21 protein-coding genes are annotated in these 23,237 nt (G+C 69.1%); 8 read left to right on the plus strand and 13 right to left on the minus strand.

From position 1 onward, the window contains the following. Positions 1-2: 2 nt before the first annotated feature. From ACIA8G_RS41235 to ACIA8G_RS41255, 5 genes are read right to left on the minus strand one after another with little or no spacing between them, the layout of a single operon-like run. Entirely contained in the window at positions 3-479 is a 477-nt protein-coding gene (locus ACIA8G_RS41235) for a hypothetical protein (RefSeq protein WP_396424258.1), read from the minus strand. After that, positions 476-1,303: a carbohydrate ABC transporter permease gene (locus tag ACIA8G_RS41240; RefSeq protein ID WP_396424259.1), complete on the minus strand. Its 828-nt coding sequence runs from the start codon at positions 1,301-1,303 to the stop codon at positions 476-478. The genes ACIA8G_RS41235 and ACIA8G_RS41240 overlap by 4 nt, the downstream gene beginning before the upstream one ends. Beyond that, a complete protein-coding gene (locus ACIA8G_RS41245) occupies positions 1,300-2,115 on the minus strand; it encodes a carbohydrate ABC transporter permease (RefSeq protein WP_396424260.1) in 816 nt (271 codons plus the stop codon). Before ACIA8G_RS41245 ends, ACIA8G_RS41240 begins: the two co-directional genes overlap by 4 nt. Next, a complete protein-coding gene (locus tag ACIA8G_RS41250) occupies positions 2,115-3,377 on the minus strand; it encodes an ABC transporter substrate-binding protein (protein WP_396424261.1) in 1,263 nt (420 codons plus the stop codon). The genes ACIA8G_RS41245 and ACIA8G_RS41250 overlap by 1 nt, the downstream gene beginning before the upstream one ends. A gap of 9 nt (positions 3,378-3,386) precedes the next feature. Next, positions 3,387-4,652, minus strand: a complete 1,266-nt coding sequence (locus tag ACIA8G_RS41255) for a Gfo/Idh/MocA family protein (protein ID WP_396424262.1) — start codon at positions 4,650-4,652, stop codon at positions 3,387-3,389. 116 nt (positions 4,653-4,768) lie between these two features. Between ACIA8G_RS41255 and ACIA8G_RS41260 the strand changes: the two genes are divergently transcribed. Both ACIA8G_RS41260 and ACIA8G_RS41265 read left to right on the plus strand, forming a co-directional pair. Continuing rightward, positions 4,769-5,674 (plus strand): nucleoside hydrolase, encoded by a 906-nt coding sequence (locus tag ACIA8G_RS41260; RefSeq protein WP_396424263.1) that lies wholly within the window; start codon positions 4,769-4,771, stop codon positions 5,672-5,674. Between the two features lie 57 nt (positions 5,675-5,731). Then, entirely contained in the window at positions 5,732-6,250 is a 519-nt protein-coding gene (locus tag ACIA8G_RS41265) for a hypothetical protein (protein ID WP_396424264.1), read from the plus strand. A gap of 76 nt (positions 6,251-6,326) precedes the next feature. Here the strand turns inward: ACIA8G_RS41265 and ACIA8G_RS41270 are convergent, their stop codons facing one another. Both ACIA8G_RS41270 and ACIA8G_RS41275 read right to left on the minus strand, forming a co-directional pair. Further along, positions 6,327-7,805, minus strand: coding sequence for a hypothetical protein (locus ACIA8G_RS41270; protein ID WP_396424265.1), 1,479 nt, complete (start codon positions 7,803-7,805; stop codon positions 6,327-6,329). 129 nt (positions 7,806-7,934) lie between these two features. Then, positions 7,935-10,664, minus strand: a complete 2,730-nt coding sequence (locus tag ACIA8G_RS41275) for a BTAD domain-containing putative transcriptional regulator (protein WP_396424266.1) — start codon at positions 10,662-10,664, stop codon at positions 7,935-7,937. Positions 10,665-10,760: 96 nt separating this feature from the next. On the opposite strand from ACIA8G_RS41275, the gene ACIA8G_RS41280 reads away from it, so the two are divergent. Then, positions 10,761-11,717 carry an FAD-binding oxidoreductase gene (locus tag ACIA8G_RS41280; RefSeq protein ID WP_396424267.1) on the plus strand — a complete coding sequence of 319 codons (957 nt, stop codon included), beginning with the start codon at positions 10,761-10,763 and terminating at the stop codon, positions 11,715-11,717. After that, the gene (locus ACIA8G_RS41285) at positions 11,714-12,412 is read left to right on the plus strand and encodes a hypothetical protein (RefSeq protein ID WP_396424268.1); all 699 of its coding nucleotides are present in this window, start codon (positions 11,714-11,716) and stop codon (positions 12,410-12,412) included. Before ACIA8G_RS41280 ends, ACIA8G_RS41285 begins: the two co-directional genes overlap by 4 nt. Here ACIA8G_RS41285 and ACIA8G_RS41290 read toward each other — a convergent pair. Next, the gene (locus tag ACIA8G_RS41290; protein ID WP_396424269.1) at positions 12,393-12,857 is read right to left on the minus strand and encodes a hypothetical protein; all 465 of its coding nucleotides are present in this window, start codon (positions 12,855-12,857) and stop codon (positions 12,393-12,395) included. The genes ACIA8G_RS41285 and ACIA8G_RS41290 overlap by 20 nt on opposite strands. Before the next feature lie 24 nt (positions 12,858-12,881). Next, complete coding sequence (locus tag ACIA8G_RS41295) at positions 12,882-13,394, minus strand: GNAT family N-acetyltransferase (protein WP_396424270.1); 513 nt, start codon at positions 13,392-13,394, stop codon at positions 12,882-12,884. Positions 13,395-13,471: 77 nt separating this feature from the next. Here ACIA8G_RS41295 and ACIA8G_RS41300 point away from each other — a divergent pair, with 77 nt between their 5' ends. Beyond that, positions 13,472-13,921 carry a winged helix-turn-helix transcriptional regulator gene (locus tag ACIA8G_RS41300; RefSeq protein ID WP_396424271.1) on the plus strand — a complete coding sequence of 150 codons (450 nt, stop codon included), beginning with the start codon at positions 13,472-13,474 and terminating at the stop codon, positions 13,919-13,921. Between the two features lie 86 nt (positions 13,922-14,007). Continuing rightward, a complete protein-coding gene (locus tag ACIA8G_RS41305; protein WP_396424272.1) occupies positions 14,008-15,468 on the plus strand; it encodes an alkaline phosphatase family protein in 1,461 nt (486 codons plus the stop codon). A gap of 3 nt (positions 15,469-15,471) precedes the next feature. Here ACIA8G_RS41305 and ACIA8G_RS41310 read toward each other — a convergent pair whose 3' ends face one another. Both ACIA8G_RS41310 and ACIA8G_RS41315 read right to left on the minus strand, forming a co-directional pair. After that, positions 15,472-18,474, minus strand: coding sequence for an AfsR/SARP family transcriptional regulator (locus tag ACIA8G_RS41310; RefSeq protein ID WP_396424273.1), 3,003 nt, complete (start codon positions 18,472-18,474; stop codon positions 15,472-15,474). Positions 18,475-18,606: 132 nt separating this feature from the next. Then, entirely contained in the window at positions 18,607-19,209 is a 603-nt protein-coding gene (locus ACIA8G_RS41315; protein WP_396424274.1) for a TetR/AcrR family transcriptional regulator, read from the minus strand. Between the two features lie 63 nt (positions 19,210-19,272). Between ACIA8G_RS41315 and ACIA8G_RS41320 the strand changes: the two genes are divergently transcribed. Both ACIA8G_RS41320 and ACIA8G_RS41325 read left to right on the plus strand, forming a co-directional pair. Then, complete coding sequence (locus tag ACIA8G_RS41320; protein WP_396424275.1) at positions 19,273-19,761, plus strand: DUF1453 domain-containing protein; 489 nt, start codon at positions 19,273-19,275, stop codon at positions 19,759-19,761. Next, entirely contained in the window at positions 19,748-20,962 is a 1,215-nt protein-coding gene (locus ACIA8G_RS41325; protein ID WP_396424276.1) for an aminotransferase class V-fold PLP-dependent enzyme, read from the plus strand. Before ACIA8G_RS41320 ends, ACIA8G_RS41325 begins: the two co-directional genes overlap by 14 nt. On the opposite strand, the gene ACIA8G_RS41330 is transcribed toward ACIA8G_RS41325, so the two are convergent. After that, a complete protein-coding gene (locus ACIA8G_RS41330; RefSeq protein ID WP_396424277.1) occupies positions 20,959-22,002 on the minus strand; it encodes an Hsp70 family protein in 1,044 nt (347 codons plus the stop codon). The two genes, ACIA8G_RS41325 and ACIA8G_RS41330, sit on opposite strands and share 4 nt — an antisense overlap. 77 nt (positions 22,003-22,079) lie before the next feature. After that, positions 22,080-23,237, minus strand: a complete 1,158-nt coding sequence (locus ACIA8G_RS41335) for a glycosyltransferase (protein ID WP_396424278.1) — start codon at positions 23,235-23,237, stop codon at positions 22,080-22,082.

Genomic DNA, 23,237 nt, shown 5'->3' on the forward strand with positions numbered 1-23,237 from the left:
TCTCACCCTTCTCGGGCGGACTCCGCCGCCAGCGCGAGCGGTCCGGTGATCACCAGCGCCAGCGGAGGCAGGGCCCACACCAGCACACCGGCGACCACCAACGCGGCCATCAGCATCGGCCGAGGTGCGGCGAATTTCAATGCGCCGCGCCAACCAAGACGTGCTTGATCAAGAAGAAGAGCCCCCAAAGCGGCCGAAGCGAGCAATATCGCCCCACGAACCGGGAACGGCGCGGGCAACACCGTGACCACGAGGAGCACGTCCACCACCAGCACCACCCACAGTGCCGCGAACACCACGCCGGGCAGCGGTTTGAAGCGGAACAGCTCCCAGAAACGCCCGACCGGAAGTCCGTCCCGCAGCACCGCGCAGCCCGCACCGAAGGCCGCGAACGCGGTGATCAGCGGCAGTGAGGCGACGAAGACGAACAGCCCGACCAGCAGGGTGTCGGCGAGGACCTCCAGCCGTTCGCGGGTCATCCCTTCAGCCCGGTCGTGGCCACGCCGGCGACCAGGAACCGCTGGAACGCCAGGAAGAACAGCCCGATCGGCACCAGCGACAGCACCGACATCGCGAACATCGGCCCGTACGAGGACGACGACGTCTGGTCGATGAACAGCCGCAGCCCCATCGGGATCGTGTAGTTCTCCGTCGACGACAGGTAGATCAGCTGGGCGAAGAAGTCGTTCCAGGTCCAGATGAACGTGAAGATCGCGGTCGTCACCAGCGCCGGCCGGGACAGCGGCAGCACCACGTACCGGAAGCTGCGGACCGGCCCGCAGCCGTCGATCTTCGCCGCCTCGTCCAACTCGTGCGGAATGCCGCGCATGAACTGCACCATCAGGAACACGAAGAACGCGTCGGTGGCCAGCAGCTTCGGCAGGATCAGCGGCACGAAGGTGTCGATCATCTCCAGCCGCTGGAACACCACGTACTGCGGGATCAGCGTGACGTGCGCGGGCAGCATGATCGTGACCAGCGCGAACGCGAACAGCGGGCCGCTCAGCCGAAACCGCAGCCGCGCGAACGCGTACGCCGCCAGCGAGCACGACACGACGTTGCCGATCACCGCACCCGACGCGACGATCGTGGAGTTGCCGAGGAACGTCCAGAACGACTCGCCGCCCGCACCCTCCAGCGCATCGGCGTATCCGTCCGCCGTGATCCGGCCGGGGAACAACGACCGCAGGTTCGACACGAGGTCCTCGACCGGCGTCAGCGACGCGGAGATCAGCCACACGATCGGGTAGAGCACCAACGCCAGCGCCGCCAGGCACAGCAGAAAAGTCGCGGCCCGTTTCATCGTGCGTCTCCGTAGAAGACCCAGTACCGCGAAGTGCGGAACAGCACCGCGGTGATCAGCGCGATCGCCACCAGCAGCACCCACGCCATGGCGCTCGCATAGCCCATGCGGAACTCCGTGAAGCCGCGCTCGTAGAGGTAGAGCGTGTAGAACAGCGTCGAGTCGGCAGGGCCGCCACGACCGCCGCTCACCACGAACGCCTGCGTGAACGCCTGGAACGCGTGGATCGTCTCCAGCACGAGGTTGAAGAACACCACCGGGGACAGCATCGGCAACGTGATCGACGCCAGCCTGCGCCACCACCCGGCGCCGTCCACCGCGGCCGCGTCGAACAGGTCGCGCGGGATCTGCTGCAACCCGGCCAGGAAGATCACCATCGGAGCGCCGAACTGCCACGCGGACAGCAGCACGATGGTGACCAGCGCGTAGTCCGGTGTGTCGACCCAGGTGTCGAAGATCGCGCGCCACGCCAGCGCTAGGCCGACCGACGCACCGAGCAGCGACGGCGCGTAGAAAGCCGAGCGGAAGAACGCCTGCCCCCTGCCCCGCAAGGAGTTCAGCAGCAGCGCGACGGCCAGGGCGAGCACCAGCTTCAACGGCACCGACCACGCGACGTACTTCAGCGTGACGCCGACCGAGTGCAGGTAGCGCGGGTCGTCGCCGAAGAGCCTGGCGTAGTTGTCGAGGCCGACCCACCGAGGTTCGTTGAACAGGTCGTAGTCGGTGAACGACAGGTACAGCGACACGACCATCGGCGCGACGGTGAGACCGATGGCGCCGAGCAGCCACGGCCCCAGGAACAGGTACGGCACTACTTCAGTGCTTCTTCCGCGTCACGCCAGAACTCGTCCAACGCCTGATCGACGGTCTTCTTGCCGAACACGACCTCTTCGTGCTTGCGCTGCATCAGCTTGTAGATCGCGCCGTCGCCCTTCGGTGGCGCGGGCGGGGCGTCGCCGAGCTTGGCGTCGACCGACTTCTGGTACTCGAAGATGACTTTGCTGGCACCGCTGAGGTTCTGCGCCACCGCCTCGCGGATCTTCAGGTTCGCGGGCAACCCGCGGTTCGCGCCGAGGATCTTGCCCGCGTCCGGGTCGTTGAGCAGGAAGTCGATCAGCTTGACCGCGGCGTCCTTGTTCTTGGTGCGGGCGGACGCGCTGATGAGCTGCGACGGTTTGCGGTACGAGCCGAGGGTTTCCGCGCTGTCGCTCGGGTAGGGGCCGAGCTTCAGCTCGTCCGGGCGCACGGTGTTGTAGCCGCCGTAGAGGCTGTCGTAGCTGTGTTCGGACGCCGACAGCTTCTTGCCCATCGGGGTCTGCTCGGCGCCGGCGTTCAGCGTCGTCACGAGCTCGGCCGGGGTCGTGGCCTGGGCGTCGCGGAAGTCCTTGGAGAGCTGCCAGAACGCCTTCAGGTCGTCCTTGGTGTAACCGAGCCTGCCGTCGTCGCTGTAGAGCTTCTTGCCGCGCTGCCGCAGCCACGTCTCGAAGACGTCCTCGGTGCCGCCGAAGTCCGTGGAGCCCGCGACCTTGCCGCCGGTGCTCGCCTGGATCTTCCCGGCGACCTGCTTGTAGTCGGCCCAGGTCCAGCCGATCCTCGGTTCCTCGACACCGGCCGCGGCGAAGAGCTTGGGGTCGTAGACGATCGTCGTCGCGTTCTGCGCCAACGGCATCGCGACCTGCTTGCCGTTCAGCCTGCCGCTGCCGGCGAAGCCCTGGTTCCAGTCCGCGGTGCGGATCTCCTTGCCCACGAACGGGGTCAGGTCGAGCAGCACGTTGCGGCCCGCGTACTCGTTGAGGTAGCGGTAGTCCATCTGGATCACGTCCGGCGCGTTGCCGCCCGCGATCTCGGTGGAGAGCTTCTCGAAGTAGTTCTGGAAGTTCTGGAACGACGTCGAGACCTTGATGTTCGCGTTGCGGCTCTCGAACAGCTTCACCGCCTCGTTGGTCACCTTGGCGCGATCGTCATTGCCCCACCAGATGAACCGGATCTCGGTCTGGCCGTTGCTGCCGGATCCACCGCCACACCCGGCCGCCACGAGCGCGCCGCCGAGCACTAAGGCCACAGCCTTGTGCACGTTCACTCCTTATCGAAGGTCGATGACGTCCACGACGCGGACCGGTTCCCCGGTCTCGAAGCTGCGGTTGGCGGCGAAACCAGTCAGCAGCGAGAGCGTTCCGTCGTGGTGCGTCGCCTTGCGTCCCAACGGGTCTTCCTGCCCGGCCGGCCCGTACAGCGCGTCGACCATGCGCTGGTCAGCGCCGCCGTGCCCGTCTCGGTCGTACTCCAGCGGGATGTCCTCCCGTTCCTCGAACAGGCGCTGCACGGAGAGCTTCGCCCACCCCTCCTCGGGATTCGCGTTCACGCCGTGAACCGTCGGATTCTGGCTCGACACCCAGGAGTTCTCGACGACTTCGAGTTCGAGCCGCCCCAGGCTGCCGTTGACCATCAGCCGGTAGCCCTCCCACGGCGAGTAGGCCGTGAGGTGGTAGGTCAGGTTCGCGCCGCTGACGTAGCGGACGAGCACCGACATGTCGTCCTCAATGGACACACCGGGCGCGAACGGGTTCTGGTCGCGGTGGTAGCCGTCCTCGTGCCGGGCGTCGAGGTAGAGCTTCTTGAGCCAGTCGTTCTGCGCCAAGTCGAGCGTGAACCGGTCGTCCCGGGAGTAGCCGTGGCGCTCACCGTTTTCCTCGCCGTAGAAGAACAACCGGCCGTGCGCGTACACGGTGTCGGGCACCGAACCGACCCACCAGTTGAGCAGGTCGAAGTGGTGCGTCGCCTTGTGCACCATGAGACCACCGGAGTTGGCCTTGTCGCGGTGCCAGCGGCGGAAGTAGTCGGCGCCGTGCCGGGTGTCGAGCAGCCACTCGAAGTGCACCGACCCGATCTCACCGACGGCACCGTCCGCGAGCAGCGCGCGGACCTTCTCGTGGATCGGGTTGTACCGGTAGTTGAACGTGACGGTGACGTTGCCGTCGTTGCGGTGCACCGCGTCGAGGATCTTCCGCGCCGACGGGACGTCCGTCGTCATCGGCTTCTCCGTCACGACGTCGCGGCCCGCGTCCAGCGCCTCGACGACGTAGGTGACGTGGTGCCGGTCGACGGTGGTCACCACGACCACGTCGACCTGCTGCTCGTCGAGCATCTTGAGGAAGTCGTCCGCGTCGTACGTGGGAACCGGCTCGACCCCCAGTTCCGCGAGCCGGTCGTTGTGGACGTTCATCCGGGTGCGGTTCACGTCAGCGAACGCGACGAGCCGGCAGGTGTCCGCGTGCTCGACCGCGATGGCGTGGATGTGCCGCTCGGCCCGTGCACCGGTGCCGACCACGGCGTAGCGCCTGCGAGCCATCACGAACCTCCCCTGCAAACGTTTTCCACACGCTAGTCGCACCGGCCCTGACCTCGTCAAGGGTTGGCGAAAACGTTTTCGGCTGTTTCATGGACGTGAACGGCAGACTGGGGATCATGCCGACCCCAGTGGTGCTCGACTGCGACCCCGGCCACGACGACGCGATCGCGATCCTGCTCGCGGCCGGCGCGCCGGAGATCGACCTGCGCGCGATCACGACCGTCGCCGCGAACCAGACGCTCGACAAGGTCACCCTGAACGCCCAGCGGATCTGCTCGGCGGCCGGCATCGACGTGCCGATCGCCCGTGGTTGCGCCCGGCCGTTGGTGCGACCGCTTTACGTGGCCGAGGACGTGCACGGCGAGTCCGGAATGGACGGTCCCTCGTTCGGCCCGCCTTCCGTTGCGGTGGTGGAGGAACACGCGATCGACCTGATGCACCGGCACATGCCGGCGACGTTGGTCGCGACCGGGGCGTTGACGAACGTGGCTCTGTACCTGCAGCGCTACGGAAGCGCGGGCGTGCGCGAGATCGTGCTGATGGGCGGGTCGACCGAGCGCGGGAACACCACGCCGTACGCGGAGTTCAACATCTACGTCGATCCGGAGGCCGCGGCCGTCGTCTTCGAGAGCGGCGTGCCGGTCACGATGATCGGGTTGAACGTGACGCACCAGGCGTTGGTGACGCCGTCCGTGGTCGCCCGGTTGGAAGCTCTGGGACCGCTGGGGCAGATGTGCGAGGAGCTGATGACGTTCTTCGCGGCGACCTACCGCGAGGTGTTCGGTTTCGAGGCGCCGCCGTTGCACGACCCGGTCGCGGTGGCGCGGGTGATCGATCCGTCGCTGGTGACGTGCGTCGAGGCGTTCGTGGGGATCGAGACCGCCGGGATCTTCACCCGCGGCGCGACCGTCGTGGATCTGCACGGTCGCTTGAACCAGCCGCCGAACGCGCGTGTCGCCGTGGGACTGGACGTGGACCGGTTCTTCGACCGGGTCGTCGACGCTGTAAGCCGGCTCACGTAACGCCGTTGACGGCGTGGCGATGATAGGCGAAAGGGGGCTCTTTTCTTTGGGGGAATCATGACCAATCCTGTTTTCGACGCGCAGCAGCCCGCGGCCGAGCCGGAGCCACCGGCCGCGCAGCCGCCGGTGGAGTTCGACGTGTACACGCCGGTGTTCCCGCCGCAGCAGACCGCGCCCGCACCGGTGGAGCCGATGGGACCGGTGGCACCGCCGAAGCCGAAGAAGACCGGCATCGTCGTGCTTTCGGTGTTCCTCGTGCTGTTCTTCGGCGCGGCCGGCGCGCTCGGCGTGCTCTTCGCCCAGGAGAAGGACCGCTCCGCCGGTCTGACCAAGCAGGTCGAGGGCAAGGACCGCGAGATCGCCGACCTCACCAAGAAGGCTCAGAACAGCAAGGACGACGCGCTGCGGGCCGCGGACCTGCAGAAGCAGGCCGAGGCCGCGCAGAAGAAGGCCGAGGGGGACGCGGCGACGTCGCAGAAGTGCCGCGACGCGGCACGTGAGCTGAGGGCGGCGGCCATCGCCAACGACATGAACAAGGGCGAAGCGGCAGGCAGGGAGATCTTCACCCACTGCTGACCCCTGAAAATGCCATGAGGGTGACCTTCATGGACCTGAGGTCCATGAAGGTCACCCTCATGGCATTGCTAACGCATCAGCTGATGCCTCGGTCGCTGAGCAGCGCCCACTGGCTCCAGCCCGCCTTCTCCTTGTAGAAGCGGCGGATCAGCTTGCCGTCCTCGCTGCGGGCGAAGACCTCGATGGTCTTCGTCTGCGCGTGGTACATCGCGTTCGGTGCCTCGGTGACCTTGGTGGTGCCGAGCTTGGTCCACGTCGTCCAGCCGTTGGCCGTGGCGCGCGCGTGCTCGACGATGCCGCCCTCACCGAGCTGCACGACGTCGATCGAGCCGGTCGTCGTGTTGAACACCGCCGACGGAGCGCCGGTGCCCTTGCCGCCCAGCGTCTTCCAGACGCCCGCCGAGTACTGCTCGACGGAGCCGGTCTCGCTGCGGACGAAGACCTGGTCGACGGCGATGCTCGGGTCGCTGACGATCTTCGTGTCGCCCTGGTCCTGCCACTTCTCGCCGTCCCACTTGACGAGCTTGTCGTCGGCGGAGCGGGCGTAGACGTCCTTGTCGGCGATGGCCGGGTTGCCCTGGATCTTGCGGTCGCCGACCGGCGCCCACTTGTCCGTGAAGCGCAGCAGTTCACCCTGAGCGCCGCGGGCGAGAACCTCGACGGCCTTGCTCTTGTCGTTCCAGAAGAGCACCGGCTCGCCCGCGACGGCGGTGTCGCCGAGCGCGACCCACTTGCCGTCGACCCGGCGGTAGACCTTGTCGTCGGTGCCGCGTGCGAACACCTCGACGATCTTCGTCTGCGGGTTCATCAGCGCGACCGGGTCACCGGCGAAGAGCTCGGGCCCGAGCTGCTGCCAGCCGTTCCAGCGGCTCGTCTTGTGGAAGTTCGTGATGATCGTGCCGTCCGCGGCGCGTGCGTAGATCTCCAGCTGCTGCTGGCCGGTGTTGGAGATCTGCGGGCCGGCGGTCACGACCGGCTTGTCCGTCACCGGCGTCTCGCTGCCGGACTCGCTGTTGCCGCTGCCGCCGGACTCGACGAGGTTGTTGTAGCGCAGCGGCACGTACCGCTGGGCCGTGCTGGCGCTCCAGACCCGCTGCACGGGCTTGCTGCCGTCCGGGCCGGCCTGCTCGCGCACGATCGGCCGCGTCTTCGCGGCGTCCGCCCACCCGATGAACAGCGCGACGTGGTTCAGGCGGTCGTTGAGCGCGTCGCCGGGACGGAGGTCCGCCCAGTCGATGCGGTGGGCGACCTGCTCGAGGATGTGCGTGGTGTAGGAGATGCGCAGGCCCCAGGCCATCGACACGTAGCCGGAGCAGTCCGTGCGGTACGCGCCGTACTTGTTGCCGAAGCAGTCGCTCTGGCTGTACGGCACGCGGGCGCTGATCCACGTGCGCGAGCGCGCCAGGATCTCACTACGGGTGATCTTGGAGTTCGCCGCGTACGTACCGCAGGCCACCCCACCCTGGGCCTCAGCGACCGCGACGTCTGGCATGGCCAGCGTCGAGCCGAACGTGATGGCCGCTGCGGCGACCGCCAACATCCCCCACGATCTCATGCCGGTCACCGTAGCAAGGCGATGTGAAGTTTTGGTCCAGTCGAAGGTCCCATGTTCCAGCTTCCTGCCTGGTCGGGTGACGATCTTGAACACACGGTTGACTGATACCTGTGGTCTCGGGAAACAGGCTCACGGCGTTACCGGGCCGAGCGCATCGAGGCGGTCAATTGTGAACGGCCAGCCGAACCCGCGGGCAGCGAACTCCGCCCTCGCGGCCCGCGCGATCTCGCCCGCGCGGGCGGTGTCACCTTCCTTCGCGGCCAGCGCGGCGGCCACCGGCTGGACGGCCAGCCAGGTGAGGTCCTCCTCGTCGCTGGTCGCGGCGGCCGCGGTGAGCTCGGCCCTGGCCTCGGCCTGCTCGCCCTTGCGCAGCAGGGCGTAGGCGAGGTCCACGCGGAGCAGACCGGTGTCGGCGCCCGCCTCGGCGTCGTCCAGCACCGTGCGAAGCTGCACCACGGCCTCGTCGAACCGGTCGGCCAGCAGCACCGCACGGGCCCTGATCATGCCCACGAAGGTGGCGCCGATGACGTCGCCCAGCCGTTCGGCCAGGGACTCGGCCTCGTCGACGCGGGCCAGCGCGCCGGGCACGTCACCGGCGCTGAGCAGGACCACCGCCTCGTTGACCAGGCCCCTGGCCAGGCCGTGGTCGTCGCCCAGGGCCCGGTCGATGGCGTTGGCGTCGAGGTGGGACTGCAGCGCGGCGTCCAGCTCACCCGCGTACATCTGGGCGATGCCGAGGCAGCAGCCGAGCGCGGAGAGGTAGATCTGGTGCTCGATGCGCTTCGCCACCGCGAGGCCGCGGGTGAGCCAGGAGATCGCGGCGGCCGGGCAGCCGCGCTGGATCTCCGCGATGCCGCGGTAGTAGAGGACGCGGATCGTCAGGAGGTCGTCGCCCTCGGCCAGCGGGGCGGCGCGGTCGAGCAGCCGGGTCGCCAGCGAGAGACGGCCCACCTGCGTGCAGAAGAAGCCGTAGTTGCAGAGCGCGATGGCGCGGACGGAATCCTCGACGTCAGGTGCGTCGATCAGGCCCTCGTAGACGCGGGCGGCCTGGGTGACGACGCCGCGGACCATCCACGCGTCGTGCATCGACACCGCCAGGCGCAGGCCGGAGCCCGCCCGCGGGGTGCCGGGGGCGGTCTCCAGGGCGGCGAGCAGGTTCGGCCACTCCAGGTAGAGCTCGGGCATCACGGTCGCGGCTTCCGAGCCGATCTCGCGAGCCGCCACGTACGAGGCGCACCACGCGATGTGGCGGGAGCGCACGGTTTCTTCCTCAGCCGAGTCACGGAGCTTGGCGAGGGCGTAGTGGCGAACGGTTTCGAGCATGCGGAAGCGCGGGCCGTCGGCCACGGCGATCAGGTTGCGGTCGGCCAGTTCGGTCAGCGCGGCGGCGACGTCGGCGACCTCGATGCCGTCGAACGCGAGGACCTCCTCGGCCGCTTCGAGGGTCCAGCCGCCGAGGAACGCGCCCGCACGGCGCAGCACGGTCTGATGGACGTCGTCCAGCAGTTCGTGGCTCCAGTCCAGGGCGGCGCGCAGGCTGCTGTGGCGCTGCCTGCTTCCGCGCAGACCACCGACAAGCAGCCGCAACCGGTCGTCCAGCCGGCGAGCCAGCTGCGGAACGGACAGGGTGCGGGTGAGACCGGCGGCCAGCTCCACGCCCAGCGGCAGGTGGTCGACGGCGGCGCAGATGGCGTCGACGTCCGGGCCGGGTCCGGCGCCGCTGCGGTCGCAGAACAGCAGCGCGGCCGCGGCCGGCGGCAGGGCGCCGACGTGCCGGACCTCCTCACCCTCGGCCAGCAGCGGGCGCTGGGAGGTGGCCAGCACGGAGAGCTTCCCGGTGGCGGACAACAGGTCGGCGACCACCGCGGCAGCGGCGTCGAGAACGTGCTCGGCGTTGTCGACGACGAGCAGCGCACCTTCCAGTTCGACGAGGTAGTCCTCGCCGACCTCAGCGGTCAACGCGGGCAGGATCTCGTCAGCGGCGCGCACGGCCGTCAGGTCGAGCCACACCACCGGGCGTTCGACGACGCGAGCGACCTCCAGTGCCAGCCGCGTCTTCCCGCTGCCCGCCACGCCCGTCAACGTCACCAGGCGCGTCACCGACAGCCGTTCCGCGACGGCGGCCCGCTCGGCGTCACGCCCGAGGAACGTGGTCCCGGCATCGGGCAGCCGGCGCCGGGGAGCGCCTCCCGCGGCCTCCTGGCGCAGGATCTGCAGCTCCACCGCCACGGTCTCGGGCGCCGGGTCCACGCCCAGCTCGTCCGAGAGCCGGGAACGCAGCCGCGACAACACGGTCAACGCGTCGGCCTGACGGCCACCCCGATACAGCGCGAGCGCCAGCATGCAGCTCAACCGCTCGTGCAACGGATGCTCGCCGACGAGTTCCTCCAACTCGGCGCGCAGTTCGACACCGGCGCCCGCCTCCTGCTCGACGGCCAGACGCGCGACACGGAGGTCAACGCGCAGCGCGTCGAGGCGCTCCCCCTCGGCGAAACCGAACGGCACCGCGCGCAAGTCCGCCAACGAGTCGCCGCGCCACAGCTCGAGAGCCGCCGCGATCGCCTCCCGGCTGCCCCGCGACAGGGCCTGCTCGGCGGCGACCACATCGGACGGTTCGGCGTCGAGCACATAGCCCGCTCCGGTCCGCGACAACGCCGAGGACGCTTCACCGAGGTTTGCCCGCAACCGCGAGGCGAGCACGCGCAAGCGTTCGCGCGGCCGCGCCAGGTCGACGTCGCCCCAGAGGTCGCGGGCCAGGCGCTCGTCGGAGACGGCGACACCGCGGGCCAGTGCCAGCCGGGCGACCAGCGCGCGTTCGAGCGGCCGGTCCAGCATGATCGTGACATCGGAAACCCGCACGTCAACGGGTCCGAGAAGGCGTACCGAGAGGGTTGGCACAAGGTCAGCATCTCACGCTGAGACGTCCGTGAAACGCGCGCCCGCGACTCTCGTCCCATGGACATCACGACGTTGTGCACGGCGGTCAGGGGAACCGTGCGAACGCCGGGCTCCGGGGGGAGCGCCGCGGTCGCCGAGGTGCGGGTGGCGACGCCGCTCGACATCTCGGCGGCCATGCGGTTCGCACGGCAGCGCAGGCTCAGGATCACGACGAGCCGCCGTCCGAAGGGGGACGAGGTCGCCCTCGACCTGACCGCGCTCAAGGGGATCACGGTCAACGCGAGGGAACGCACCGCCGAAGTTCAGGCGGGCACGACGTGGGCGGAGCTGGACGCGGCGACGCAGGCACACGGCCTGGCGACGCCGGGACCGCGGCTGTCGCACACGTCTGTGGTGGGCGCTGTGCTGGGGAGGGCACAGGGCTGGCTGACGCCGTTGCACGGCACGACCAGCGACAACCTGGTGCGTGCCGAGTGCATCACGGCCGATGGCCGGCTCATCACCACAGAGGAACCGGAAGGCGTGATCACGAGCGTCACGCTGAAGCTGCACCCGTTGGGACACAAGGTCTACGGCGGTGTGCTGCTGTACCGGCTGGCCGATGCGCCCACCACGCTGGGGGTGCTCGGCGAACTCGCGTCGAGGGGGCGCGAGTTCGCCGGGCTGGCCGCCTACGTCACGGCACCGCCGGAACGGTTCGTGCCGGGCGATCTGGTGGGACGCCCGGTGCTCGCGGTGGTGCCCGCGTTCATGGGCGATCCGGTGATCGGGGCGTCTTATGCCAGGCCGTTGCGGGTGAAGGCAAGGCCTTTGGTCGATCAGGCCCGGCCACTGGCCTATGTGGAACAACAGTCGCTGTTCGATCGCCATGTGCCGCACGATCTGCGCTGCGACACCACCGAGGTCCCCGCGCTGACGCCGGACCTGCTGCGCCACTTCGAAGACACGAGCACCGCACTGAGGGTCCTGGTCCCGCACGGGTCGGGCTGGACCGTCCACGAGGGAGAACAGTGAGAATCACGATCATCGCCGCGCTCGTCGCACTACTCGCGGGGTGTGGTGCGGCATCGAAAGCGGGTCCCCAGACCACGATGCCGTCGACCCCTGCGGCTCAGGCCGGCACCCGGGGCGACGTGCAGGACGGCCAGTCCCGCGCCGGCGACATCGCGAGCGCCGACGAGCAGGACACCTACGACATCGACCTCGGCGACGCGACGGAGTTCGAGCTTGTCGAGGTCGAGGGCGAGGTCGACTTCAAGGTCGCCACGCAGGAGGAGAGCGGCGCGAACCAGAAGGGCAACGGCCTGCCCGGCCCGAACCAGTTCGGCGTCACCGCTCCCGGCAAGCACAAGCTCGTCGTCTCCGGACACGAGGGCCAGCCGGGCAAGTACAGCTTCCGCCTGGTCACGCTGAAGAAGCGCACGGTCCAGTCCAAGCCTGGCCAGATCAAGGGCAAGCTCGACGTGCCCGGCCGGGTCGACGTCCACGTGCTCGACGCGGCGAGCGTGCAGATCGAGGACGGCAAGCCGTGCGAGGACATCCAGCTGGGCTTCTCCGCCGAGTCGGCCGAGGACGAGGCGAAGACCTACACGCCGCACTACGTCTGCTGGAACCCGAAGCACGAGAGCGAGAACGGCAAGACCCAGATCGTGATCTGGTCGGAGACCGGCAAGACCGGCGACTACGAGTTCACGGTTCAAGCACGCTGAGGTAGCGGCGCGGCAGGTACAGCTCGGCCGCGCTGTCGTACGGGAACTCGATGTGCCGCAGGCGGGTGCGATGACCACCCGCCTGCTCGTACGCCCAGTACCAGCCTGGCTCCTCCGCCCACGCCGCGAAGATCACGACGTGCCTGGTGAGGTTGGTGCCGTCCGCCCGGATGAGCACATCACCCGCTCGCAGATCCCCCGACTGGATCTGCGAGCTCACCCCGGCGAGGCCGGGGGTGTCGAGTCCGCCGTGCCGGTCCTCCGGTTTGCCCGGCAGCCCCCAGGCCATCGAGACGAAGCCGGAACAGTCCGCGCGGTAGATGCCGTGCTCGTTCTGGTGGAACTTGGTCTGGCTGTACGGGACCGAATCGCGCAGCCACGTGCAGGCACGCTCCACGATCTCGGAGCGGAGGATGAGGCGGCCGGTGGCACGTGCGGTGGTCACGCAGCCATGGTCGGTCCGCGACCTCTAAGTCCCCTGCAAGCTGTCTATAAGATCGGCATCGGTGATCTCGGCGCTCGCCCACGCGAGCGGGTAGCGCAGCTGGATCGTGTCGATTTCCCTGGTCAGACGCACGCCGGGGAGCACCTTGCGGACCAGGGCGAGCATGCCCTCGTTGTCCGGCAGCACGTCGCCGTGCAGTTCCGCGACGCCCAGCCGTGCGGCGACCTCGGTCAACGCCTCCAGCAGCCGGCGGCCCACGCCACGGCGTTGCCACAGGTCGACGACGGCGACCGCGATCTCGGCGGCGCACTCACTGGTCTTGATCAGCCGGGCGATCCCGATCGGCTCGCCGCCGATCCGGGCGCACACCGCCGCGTGCCGTTCACCGTCCACGGCGACGAGCACCCGGCGCGCCGACGCCGTCAGCCGGGGCGTTGGAGCATGAAACCGCAGGTAGCGGCTTTGCGCAGACAGTCCTTCGAACACCGCGTCGACAGCTTCCGGCGCGGTGTCGCGGTTGAGCTCGGTGACGCGCATGAGGATCGACCCCTCTGAGTTCGGAATCCGAACTGTAGCTGAGTTCGAAAAACGAACGCAAGGGATATCCTGGGTTCATGCCGTACTCGAGCTTCGCCAGCATGCCGTGCACCGTGAGCCGTCCCGCGGCGCTCCTGGGCGAGCGCTGGACGCTGTTGCTGCTCCGCCAGATCTTCCTGGGGACACGTCGCTTCGAGGACTTCCAGACCACCATGGAGATCTCCCGCAGCGTGCTGACCGACCGGCTCAACGTGCTGCTGCAGGAGGGCGTGCTCAAGCGCGTGCCGTACCAGGAGGACGGCCGCACGCGGCACGAGTACCGCCTGACCGAGAAGGGCATCGACCTCTACACGGTGATGATGGCGTTGCGCACCTGGGGCGAGAAGTGGATGGCGCCGGAGGACGAAGAAGAGTCGTTCCACCTGCACCACCGCAACTGTGGCGGCGGCGTGCGGGCGAAGGTCGAGTGCACCGATTGCGGTACTGAGCTGAGCGCGCGCGATGTGCAGGTGACGGCCAGGTCGTGAACTTGTACTGACAACCGTCGAAGCCCGGGTGAACTTAAGTTCCACGCCATTGCTGACGACGGTTGCAGGGCGCAATCGTGCTTGTCATGACAAGAGCTGCTCTTGCGTTACTACTACCGCTGCTGCTCCTCGCCCCCGCCGCCACCGCGGCACCGGCGAAGACGCCGAAGGTGCTGGTCATCGGGCTCGACGGCGCCCGCTACGACAAGCTGCTGGCCGGCGACACGCCCAACATCAAGGCGCTGCTGAACCGCGGCTACGGCGCCCGCAGCGCGCTGTACGGCTCGGGCATGGCCCAGACGTCCAGCGGTCCCGGCTGGTCCACGATCCTCACCGGGGTGTGGCCCGACCAGCACAAGGTCAAGGACAACTCCTTCTCCGGCAACGTACTCACGTCGTACCCGAGCTGGCTCGAACGCACCGAGCAGGCGAAGCCGGCCCTGTCGACGTACGCGGCGGTGGACTGGAAGCCGATCAGCGACCGCATCCTGCGCACCGGCCAGGACCGCAAGTACGTGCTGGACGGCGACACCGCCGGTTACCCCGCGTCGGACGAGAAGATCACCGTCGACGCCGAGCAGCACCTGCGGTCCAACGCCGCGGACGCGTCGTTCGTGTACCTCGGGCAGATCGACATCGCCGGCCACAACAACGGCGCCGACTCCTCCCAGTACGCCGCGGCGATGCGCGCCAGCGACGCCCAGGTCGGCCGCCTGGTCGCGGCCGTCGAGGCACGCTCGACCTACGCCTCGGAAGACTGGCTGATCATGATCACCACCGACCACGGCCACACGGCGGCGGGCGGCCACGGCGGTGACTCCCCCGAGGAGCGGATGACGTTCGTGATCTCCACGGGCCCGGCTCGCCCGGCGGTGGCGCCGAAGCTGGTGGACGTCGCCGCGACCGCGCTGAAGCACCTCGGCGTCCCGGCGGCGCTGGACGGCTACGCGATCGGCAGCGCGCCGGCCGACCCGTTCGACTCGGCGACGTTGAAGCCGCGCCAGGACGAGACCGGCGTACCTGCCTCCGTGCTGGGCTGGACGCACCAGGGTCCCGGCGGCTGGACGGTGACCACGGCCTCGTCGATGCCGCAGGGTGTCGCGGAGTGGCAGGGCTGGTCGTTCACCACCGACGACTTCTGGACCCGTACCGCACCCTCGCAGCAGCGCGAGGCGAACGTGCGTGCGCGTGGCGTCTTCGCGGTCGCCGACCCGGACGAGTGGGACGACAAGGGTTCGCCGTCGGCACGCGGCAAGTTCGACTCCACGCTGACCTCGCCGGCCTACGACGTCACGGGCAAGGCGAGCGTGCGGCTGGAGTACGTCTCGCACTACCTGCAGGAGGGGTCTCAGCGCGGCACGGCCAGCGTGTCGTTCGACGGCGGGCCGGAGCAGATCGTCCGCACCCACAACGCGGACGGCCTCGCCCAGCAGATCTCGCTGAACGTGACCGTCCCGTCGGGTGCCCGCACGGCTCGCGTGTCCTGGCGTCTCTTCGACGCCGGCAACAACTGGTACTGGGCAGTGGACGCCCCGCGCCTGTCGTGACGGCTACAGGGCTGAGCGCCACTCGGCGCTCAGCCCACCCAGTTCCTTCGCCTCCCGCGCACCGAGCGACGCGAACAACTCCTTGGCCTGCAACCACATCTCGTCGTCACCGGTCGCCGCGGCGAGATCGCGCATCGTGCGTGCCCGCCAGATCGGCAGGCCCAGCGTCGTCCACTGGTCCAGCGCGGCGCGCAGCAGATCTGCCGCTTCCTCGTCGTTGCCCGTGGCCAGCGCGAGCTCGCCGAGCGTCCTCGTGACGAGCGCGACGCCGAACCGGTCGTGCTGGCGCGTGCAGACCTCCAGGCACTCGGCCAGGATGTCGTCCACACCCTCGAACTCGCCCACCCGCAGCATCGCCTTCGCCAGCGACTGGGCCGCGTACGTGGCACCGAGTTCGTCGCCCACCTCGCGCAGGATCTGCTCGGCCTCGCTGCTCAACGCGACCGCCTCCGCGAACGCGCCCGACGCCCGGTGACACAGGCTGAGTCCGCGCAACGCCAGCGCCTCACCACGCCGGTCGGCCTCGGCCCGGTAGAGCTCCACGCAACGCTCGAACGCGCGGGTGGCCTCGTCCAGGTCGCCGTGGTCGCGGTGGATCGCGCCGACGCCGTAGCTGGCCGCCGCGACAACCCCGTTGTCCCCCAGCGGGATCGCCTTGTCGAGCAGCTCGCGAGCCAATTCGAACTCGGCGAGGTCGCGGTGCACCGTGCCCATGCCGACGTACGCGACGGCGAGCGTCTCGGGTTCGTCGATGGCGGCCGCGATCTCCGCTGCCTGCTGGAAGTTCGCCAGCGCCGCGGCGAAGTCGTCCTGCTCGTACCGCAGCTGCCCGAGCCCGGCGAGCAGCACGGCCTCGGCACGCCGGTTGCCACGTTCACGCGCGGACCGCAGCGCCACCTCGTGGGTGCGCTGCCAGTTGCCGAACTCGTTGCGGGCGGCGAAGGGCGACGACAGCAGCGACGTGATCACGGTGGTGGTCAGCTCGTCGACACCGAGATCGTGGGCCCGTTCGACGGCACGCACCACGGCGCCCGTCTCGGCCAGCAGCCAGCCGGTCGGGTCCTCCTCGACGTCCTCGGCGAGCCGCTCGTCCAGCTCCACCTCGCCGTGCAGCTGTGGCCGCAATCCCAGCGTCACGCGCGGCAGCTTCCGCACGCCCGTCTCGACCAACGCGAGCCACGTCGCGAGCGTGCGCGTGACGGCCTCGGTGACCTCGTCCTCCGGTTCCTCCGCCGCGTGTTCCGCGCCGAAGAGCTGCACCAGGTCGTGGAACCGGTAGCGCACCCGGCCGATCTGGTCGACGCCCGCGACGTCCACCAGCCGCAGGTCCACCAGGTGCTCGACGACGTCTTCCGCGTCGTACGGCGAGATGTCCAGCAACGGCGCCGCGACCCAAGCGCCGAAGTCCGGCAGGTCGAGCAGCGAGAGGAGGTGGAAAGCCTTGCGGTGCAACGGGTCCAGCTCGGCGTAGTTGAGCTTGAGGGACGAGCGGATGGCGAGGTCGCCCATCTCCAGCTCGTCCAGCCGCCTGCGTTCGTCGGACAGGCGCTTGGCGAGCGTCTTCAACGGCCAGTGCGGCCGTGCCAGCAGCTTGGCGCCCGCCGCCCGCAACGCCAGCGGCACGCCTCCGCACAGCTGCGCGATCCGTTGCGCCGCTTCAGGTTCGGCGTTGACCCGGTCGGCGCCGATGATCCGGCTGAGCATCTCGCCGCTGACCTCGTCGCTGAGGAAGCCCAGCTCGATCGGCTCCGCGCCCTCCAGGCCGGTGAGCCTGCTGCGACTGGTGATGATCACGAAGCAGTTCGCGTTGCCGGGCAGGAGCGGCCGCACCTGGGCCTCGCTGCGGGCGTTGTCGAGCACGATCACCAGCCGGCGGTCGGCGACCGTGCGCCGGTAGAGCTCGACCCGCTCGTCCGGTGCGGCCGGCTGGTCGTGGCCGGAAATGCCGAGCAGGCTGAGGAATCGCCCGATCACCTCCTGCGGTTCGAGGTCGCGGCCGGCGCCGCGGAGGTCCGCGAACAGCTGCCCGTCCGGGTACGACTTGCGCAGCAGGTGCGCGGCGTGGACGGCCAGCGCGGACTTGCCAGCCCCGCCGAACCCGGACACCACCGCGGTCGGCGTCGCGGTGCTGCCCTCCGCCGCCTCGGTGAGACCGAGCACCTGCTTCAACGCCTCGTGGCGCCCGGTGAAGTCGCTGATGTCCGGCGGCAGGTGGTGCGGGATGACCTGTTGCGTGGTCAGCGCCGCCGCGGCCCGCGCCGGCAACGGCTGCGACTTCGGCTTGCTGACTTCGAGGGTGCCGTTGAGGATCGCGGTCTGCAGCTCGCGCAGCTTCTCCCCCGGCTCGATGCCGAGCTCGTCGAGCAGGTACTCACGCGAGTCGCGGTAGACGTTGAGCGCGTCCGCCTGCCGTCCCGCCCGGTAGAACGCGCGCATGAGCAGCTCACGCGTGTCCTCGCGCGCCGGGTACGCGTTCGCGAGCGTGGTCAGCCGGGCGATCGCGTCCTCGACCCGGTCCTGCGCGAGCTCGCAGCGGCCGAGGCCCTCCTCCGCGCTCAGCCTGGACTCGTCGAGCGCCAACGCGTGCCCGCGCGCGAACTGGGCCTCGACGCCGTGCAGCGCCGGGCCGCGGAACAGGGAAAGCGCGTGCTGGTAGTGCGTGATGGCGGTGGCCGGGTCGTCAGCCCGCTCCGCCTGCCGTGCGGTCGTGAGGTGCTTGGTGAACTGTTCGACGTCGCTGTCGACGTCCAGCAGGTACCCCGGCGCCCTCGTGACCAGCGCCTTGCCGACCGCGCGCCGCAACGACGACACGTACGTGTGGACCAGCGCGCCTGCAGTCTGCGGCGGCGACTCGTCCCAGATCAGGTCGATCAGCCGTTCCACCGGCACGACCTGACGCGGTTGCAGCAGCAGTGCTGCGAGCAATGTCCTCGGCTTCGGTCCGCCGAGGCTCACCTGTCTGTCTCCGACCCAGACCTCGATCGGCCCCAGTACGAGCGCTCTCACGCTCACACCCCCATCCCCCAGATGACCGTGCAGCTACGAGGATGCCTTATCCGCGCTGGATACGACACGTTTCGGCGCGCGAAGATCGGCGGCAGTTTCTGACACCCGCACTCTGTCAAGGTCGCCACCGCCCTACCGCAACGAGTCGAGGTGCTTGCGCAGCAAGGAGACCGTGAGGTCCGGCGTCATCCGGTCCGGGTGCAGCACGCCGTCCACGGTGAGGCCGTTGAGCAGCGACGCGAGCCGTTCGGTCTCCAGCGCTATGTCCAGCCCGGCCGCCACGGTGCCGGCCTCGGCCATCACGGTCAGCGCCCGGCCGCTGAGCGCGCGCACGCCGTCGTAGAGCCGTTCCGCGTGCGGCAACAGCGACGGGCGGGTGCGGGCGGCGGTGGCGAAAGCCAGCCACAGCACGGCTTCGTCGCGCCGCCGGTCGTCGAGCGGCAGGATCTCGGACAGCACGCGTTCGGCCGGCCGGCGGAGGTCCGTGCGGTCCTCGAGCGACTGCACGTGCGCGACGACCCGCTGGTCGATCGAGTGAATGAGGGCCTCGACGGCGAAGATGATCATGTCGTCGTGGCTGTCGAAGTAGTGCCGGATCGAGCCGATCGCCAGGCTCGCCTCCAGTGCGACGTTGCGCAGCGAGGCCTGTTCGACACCGTCGCGCACAACCACGCGGAAGACCGCCTCGGCGACGGCCTGGCGGCGAGCGGCGGCATCAACGACTCGAGGCGACACTCGCATTTTGTAGCATGGCCATGCTAATTTTAGTAGCAAGGCCATGCCACTTAGGGGGATGCAGTGACGTATGCGCTGATCGCGGCCGGTGTGCTGTACGTGCTCGTGCGCCGGTTCAGGGGCGAACCGCTCAACGCGCGAGACCTGCTCGCACCGCCGGCGTTCCTGCTGTTCTTCGGCATCCGGGCCCTGGAGGGCTTCCACCCGAGCTACCTCGTCCCGCTCGCCGCCGGGTTCGCGTTCGGGGCGCTGCGGGGCATGACGATCCGGCTCTACGAGAAGGACGGGCACCTCTGGCAGCGGTACACGCCGTGGACCTTGCTCGTGTGGGTGACGTCGATCGGCGCGAGCTTCGGTTTCGCGCTGCTGCTCGACCACCACGCCCCGACCCAGCTCTCCATCGGGGTGAGCCTGCTCGGCGAGCTGTGCACGGTCGGCGCAAAGGCGCTCAACACCGGCGTGCCGTTCGCCCCAGGTGATGAATCCCTGAAGAACGAACCCCTGTCCAACACCGTCCGTGAACGGTTCTATGGAAGGCATGGATCGTCGTGACTTCCTCGTCGGAACCGGTCTGCTCGCCGTCACGCCCACCTCCGCATCGGCCTCGCAGGGAGTGGACTGGGGCGCCGTGCGGCGCGAGTTCCGGCTTGATCCGTCGCTGACCAACCTGGGGTTGTTCTACCTCGCGTCGAATCCGCGCGAGGTGCGCGACGCGATCGAGCGGTTCAAGCGGCGGCTGGACGCGAACTCGCACGACCTCATGCCGGAGCAGGCGGACGAGGTCGCCGCGGCGCTCGGGCAGTACATCGGCGGGGCCGCCGGCGACATCGCGTTCGTCCCGAACACCACGATCGGGCTCTCGATCGTCTACGGCGGCCTGAAACTGCGCGCCGACCAGGAACTGCTGCTCAACGACCAGGACCACTCGTGGCACCGCCAGTCGGCCGAGCTCGCGGCACAACGCGTCGGCGCGAAGGTCAGGATCGGCACGCTCTACGAGAACTCGTCCACCGCCACCGAGGACGAGATCGCGACGCGGTTGCGGAACTCGATCACGCCGCAGACCCGTGCCGTCGGCATCACGTGGGTCCAGTCGAGCACGGGCCTGAAGATGCCGGTACGAGCGTGCGCGCAGGTCGTCGCCGACGCCAACAAAGGCCGCAAACAGGAAGACCGCTGTCTGCTGATCGTTGACGGTGTGCACGGCCTCGCAGCGGTGGACGACGACGCGGCGCGCTTGGGCGCGGACGTGTTCGTGGCGGGCACGCACAAGTGGCTGTTCGGTCCGCGCGGCACCGGCATCGCCTGGGTGAACCCCCAGGTCAGCGACCAGATCGTGCCGCTGCTGCCGAGCCTGTCGAACCGCAGCCAGACAGCGTTGCTCGGACCTGGCGGCTTCCACCCGTTCGAGCACTACTACGCGGTGAAGGCCGCCGTGGAGTTCCACCAACGACTCGGCCGCAACCGCGTGGCCGCGCGGATCACCGAGCTGGCGACGCGGTTCAAGGACGGTCTCGCGTCGATCCCCGGCGCCGTCATCCACACGCCACGGGAGCCGCGGATGTCCGCGGGCCTGGTGTGCTTCGACATCGCCGGGCAGTCCGGTCCCCAGCTGGTGGAGCGGCTGTCGCAGAAGCGCATCCAGATCACCACCGCCGCCTACCGGATCCCGTACGCGCGGATCGGCACGGCCGTGATCAACACACAGGCGGAGATCGACAAGACGCTGAAGGAGATCCGCGCTCTGACCTAGATCCTGGGCAGCACGGCCGTTCCCGGCGGCGCCAGCTCCACACTCGTGGTCTCCATCAGAACGTTCGGCCGGTCCATCGCCTCATGCGCGGCCCACCCACCAACAACGATCAGCGCCAACAGCCCGGCCGCGATGAACGGCGTGGTCGGAATCCGCCGCTTCGCCTCGCCCTCCTCGCGAGGTGCAGGCAGCCACACCGGCGGCTCCTCGGCCGGTTCGGGCTCGAGCTGCTTCGCCTCCAGCTGGGCGCCCATCGCCGCCGCACCCTCCGGCGCCCGCATCACCGGGATCGGCAGCCGCTTGGCGATTTCCTTGGCCACCAATGGAATTCGCGCCGACCCGCCAACGAGCAGGATGACGTCGGGCTCGCACAGCCCCGCACTCCACACGACCCGTTCGAGCGCGTCCACGACCATCTCGACCGCGGGCCGGATGATCGCCTCGAACTGCAACCGGCTGAGCCGGACCTCGCGGATCTCCGCCGCCAGCACGGGAATCCGCACCTCCGGATAACTGCCGAGCAGTTCCTTCGCCTCGATGCAGCTGCTTCTGAGCTCCGGCCCGTACTGCTCCATCGTCGCCCCGATGTGCTCGACCACGAGGTCGTCGAGGAAGTACCCGCCGACGTCGACCCGCTCCGGCCGACCCGCCAGCATGAACACGCCGTGCTTGCGCAACACCGTGATGTTGCAGCCGGTGGCCCCGAAGTCGAACACCGCAACCGTGCCGTGCTCCGGCAACTGCGCGTTGGCATCAAACGCGATGGCCGCCGCGTGCGGTGCCGGCAGGAAGAGGATGTCCGCGCGCCCCTCCTCGATCAGGTCCTGCCGCAGCTGCTCGAGGTACTCGTGCGGCCACTCGAGCGGGTGCGTCAGCGCGACCCTGCTGGGCGGCTCCCCGTACCGGTGCGCGAGGTCGTCCAGGATCTTCGCGATCTCCCTGGCCGGGGCGTTCCCGGCGGCACTGGTGGTCGTGACGCCCCGGTCGGTGGCGACGGTGGTGCCTGCGGATCCGAGATCGAGTCCAACCTGGTACGACATTGCGGGTCACCCCTTATGGCGCGGACACCCACAACACGTACGTCTCAGTTGGGCCGGTTCAGCCGCACAGCAAATTTCTAAAGCGCCATAAGGCATTCGGCGGCAACCCGTGCACCGTCCGTGCGGATCCGCGGTCCGGTCTTCGCGGCGTCATCGGCGAGCCGGAGGGCCTCGTCGAGCACCTCGGCGGTCAGGGCCGAGGCGCTGCGGCCGATGTTCAGGCGTTCGACCTGGTTGCCCCAGTAGTACTGGTCGTACATGTGCGGCAGCACGACCTGCGGTGTGCCCGCGGCGGCGGCCGTCGTGGTGGTGCCGGCACCGCCGTGATGCACGATTGCCGCTACACGGCGGAACAGGGCTTGCTGGTTCACCTCACCGATCGCGATGCAGTCCGTGGCGTCGTCGGTGAGCTGCAGATCTGCCCAGCCGCGTTGCAGAACGACCCGGCGACCAAGCTCGCGCGCGGCCTCGATGGCGTTCTTGGCCGCGTCCTGGGCACTGCGCATGCTGCCCAAGCCGAAGTAGACCGGCGGCTCACCAGCGTCGAGGAACTCCGCCAGCACCGGGTCGAGCGGACGTTGGTCGTCGGCCAGCCAGGCGCCGGTCTGCACGAGGTCGCCGGGGCCGGGCCACGGGCCGAGCACCGGGTCTGCGGCCAGCCAGGGGGCGTCGCCGAAGATGTGGTCGCGGACGTCGTCGATCGGAGCCAGGCCGAGTTCTGCGCGCTCAGCGTTGAGAGATTCGCGGGAGCTCGCAAAGAGGAGCCGATGTTGCTCCCACGACGCGAGGTTTTCCTCGGCCGTTCCGTTCACCGGAACATTGCCCAACATTGCTGGCGGCGCGTGGTGCGGCGAAGGAAGCGTGTTCGCGCAGAAACTCGCGTACACGTAGTACGCGCCGATGCTTTCCGACACCGAACGGGTCGCGTGCTGCAACGCACCGCCCGCCACCAGCACGTCCGCGCCGTCCGCTGCCGCACCAACGACCCGGAACTGCTCCCGCACCGTCTCCTCGACCAGTTTGCCCAGCTCCTCACGGGTCCGCCGGACGGCGGCGACGGTGCGCAGGAGCGGGCCCACGGGCGTGAAGCCGATGCCGTTGCCGGTCACGAGGTCCTCGAAGTCGGGCGGCGCGACGACCTTCACCTCGGCGCCCAGTTCTTTCAGCTGCACGGCCAAAGCGGTGACCGGCTGAGCCTCACCACGTGACCCGATCGTGGACACCAGAACTCGCAT

This window comes from Lentzea sp. NPDC051213, from assembly GCF_044455585.1.
In the GTDB taxonomy this organism is placed as follows: Bacteria; Actinomycetota; Actinomycetes; order Mycobacteriales; family Pseudonocardiaceae; genus Lentzea.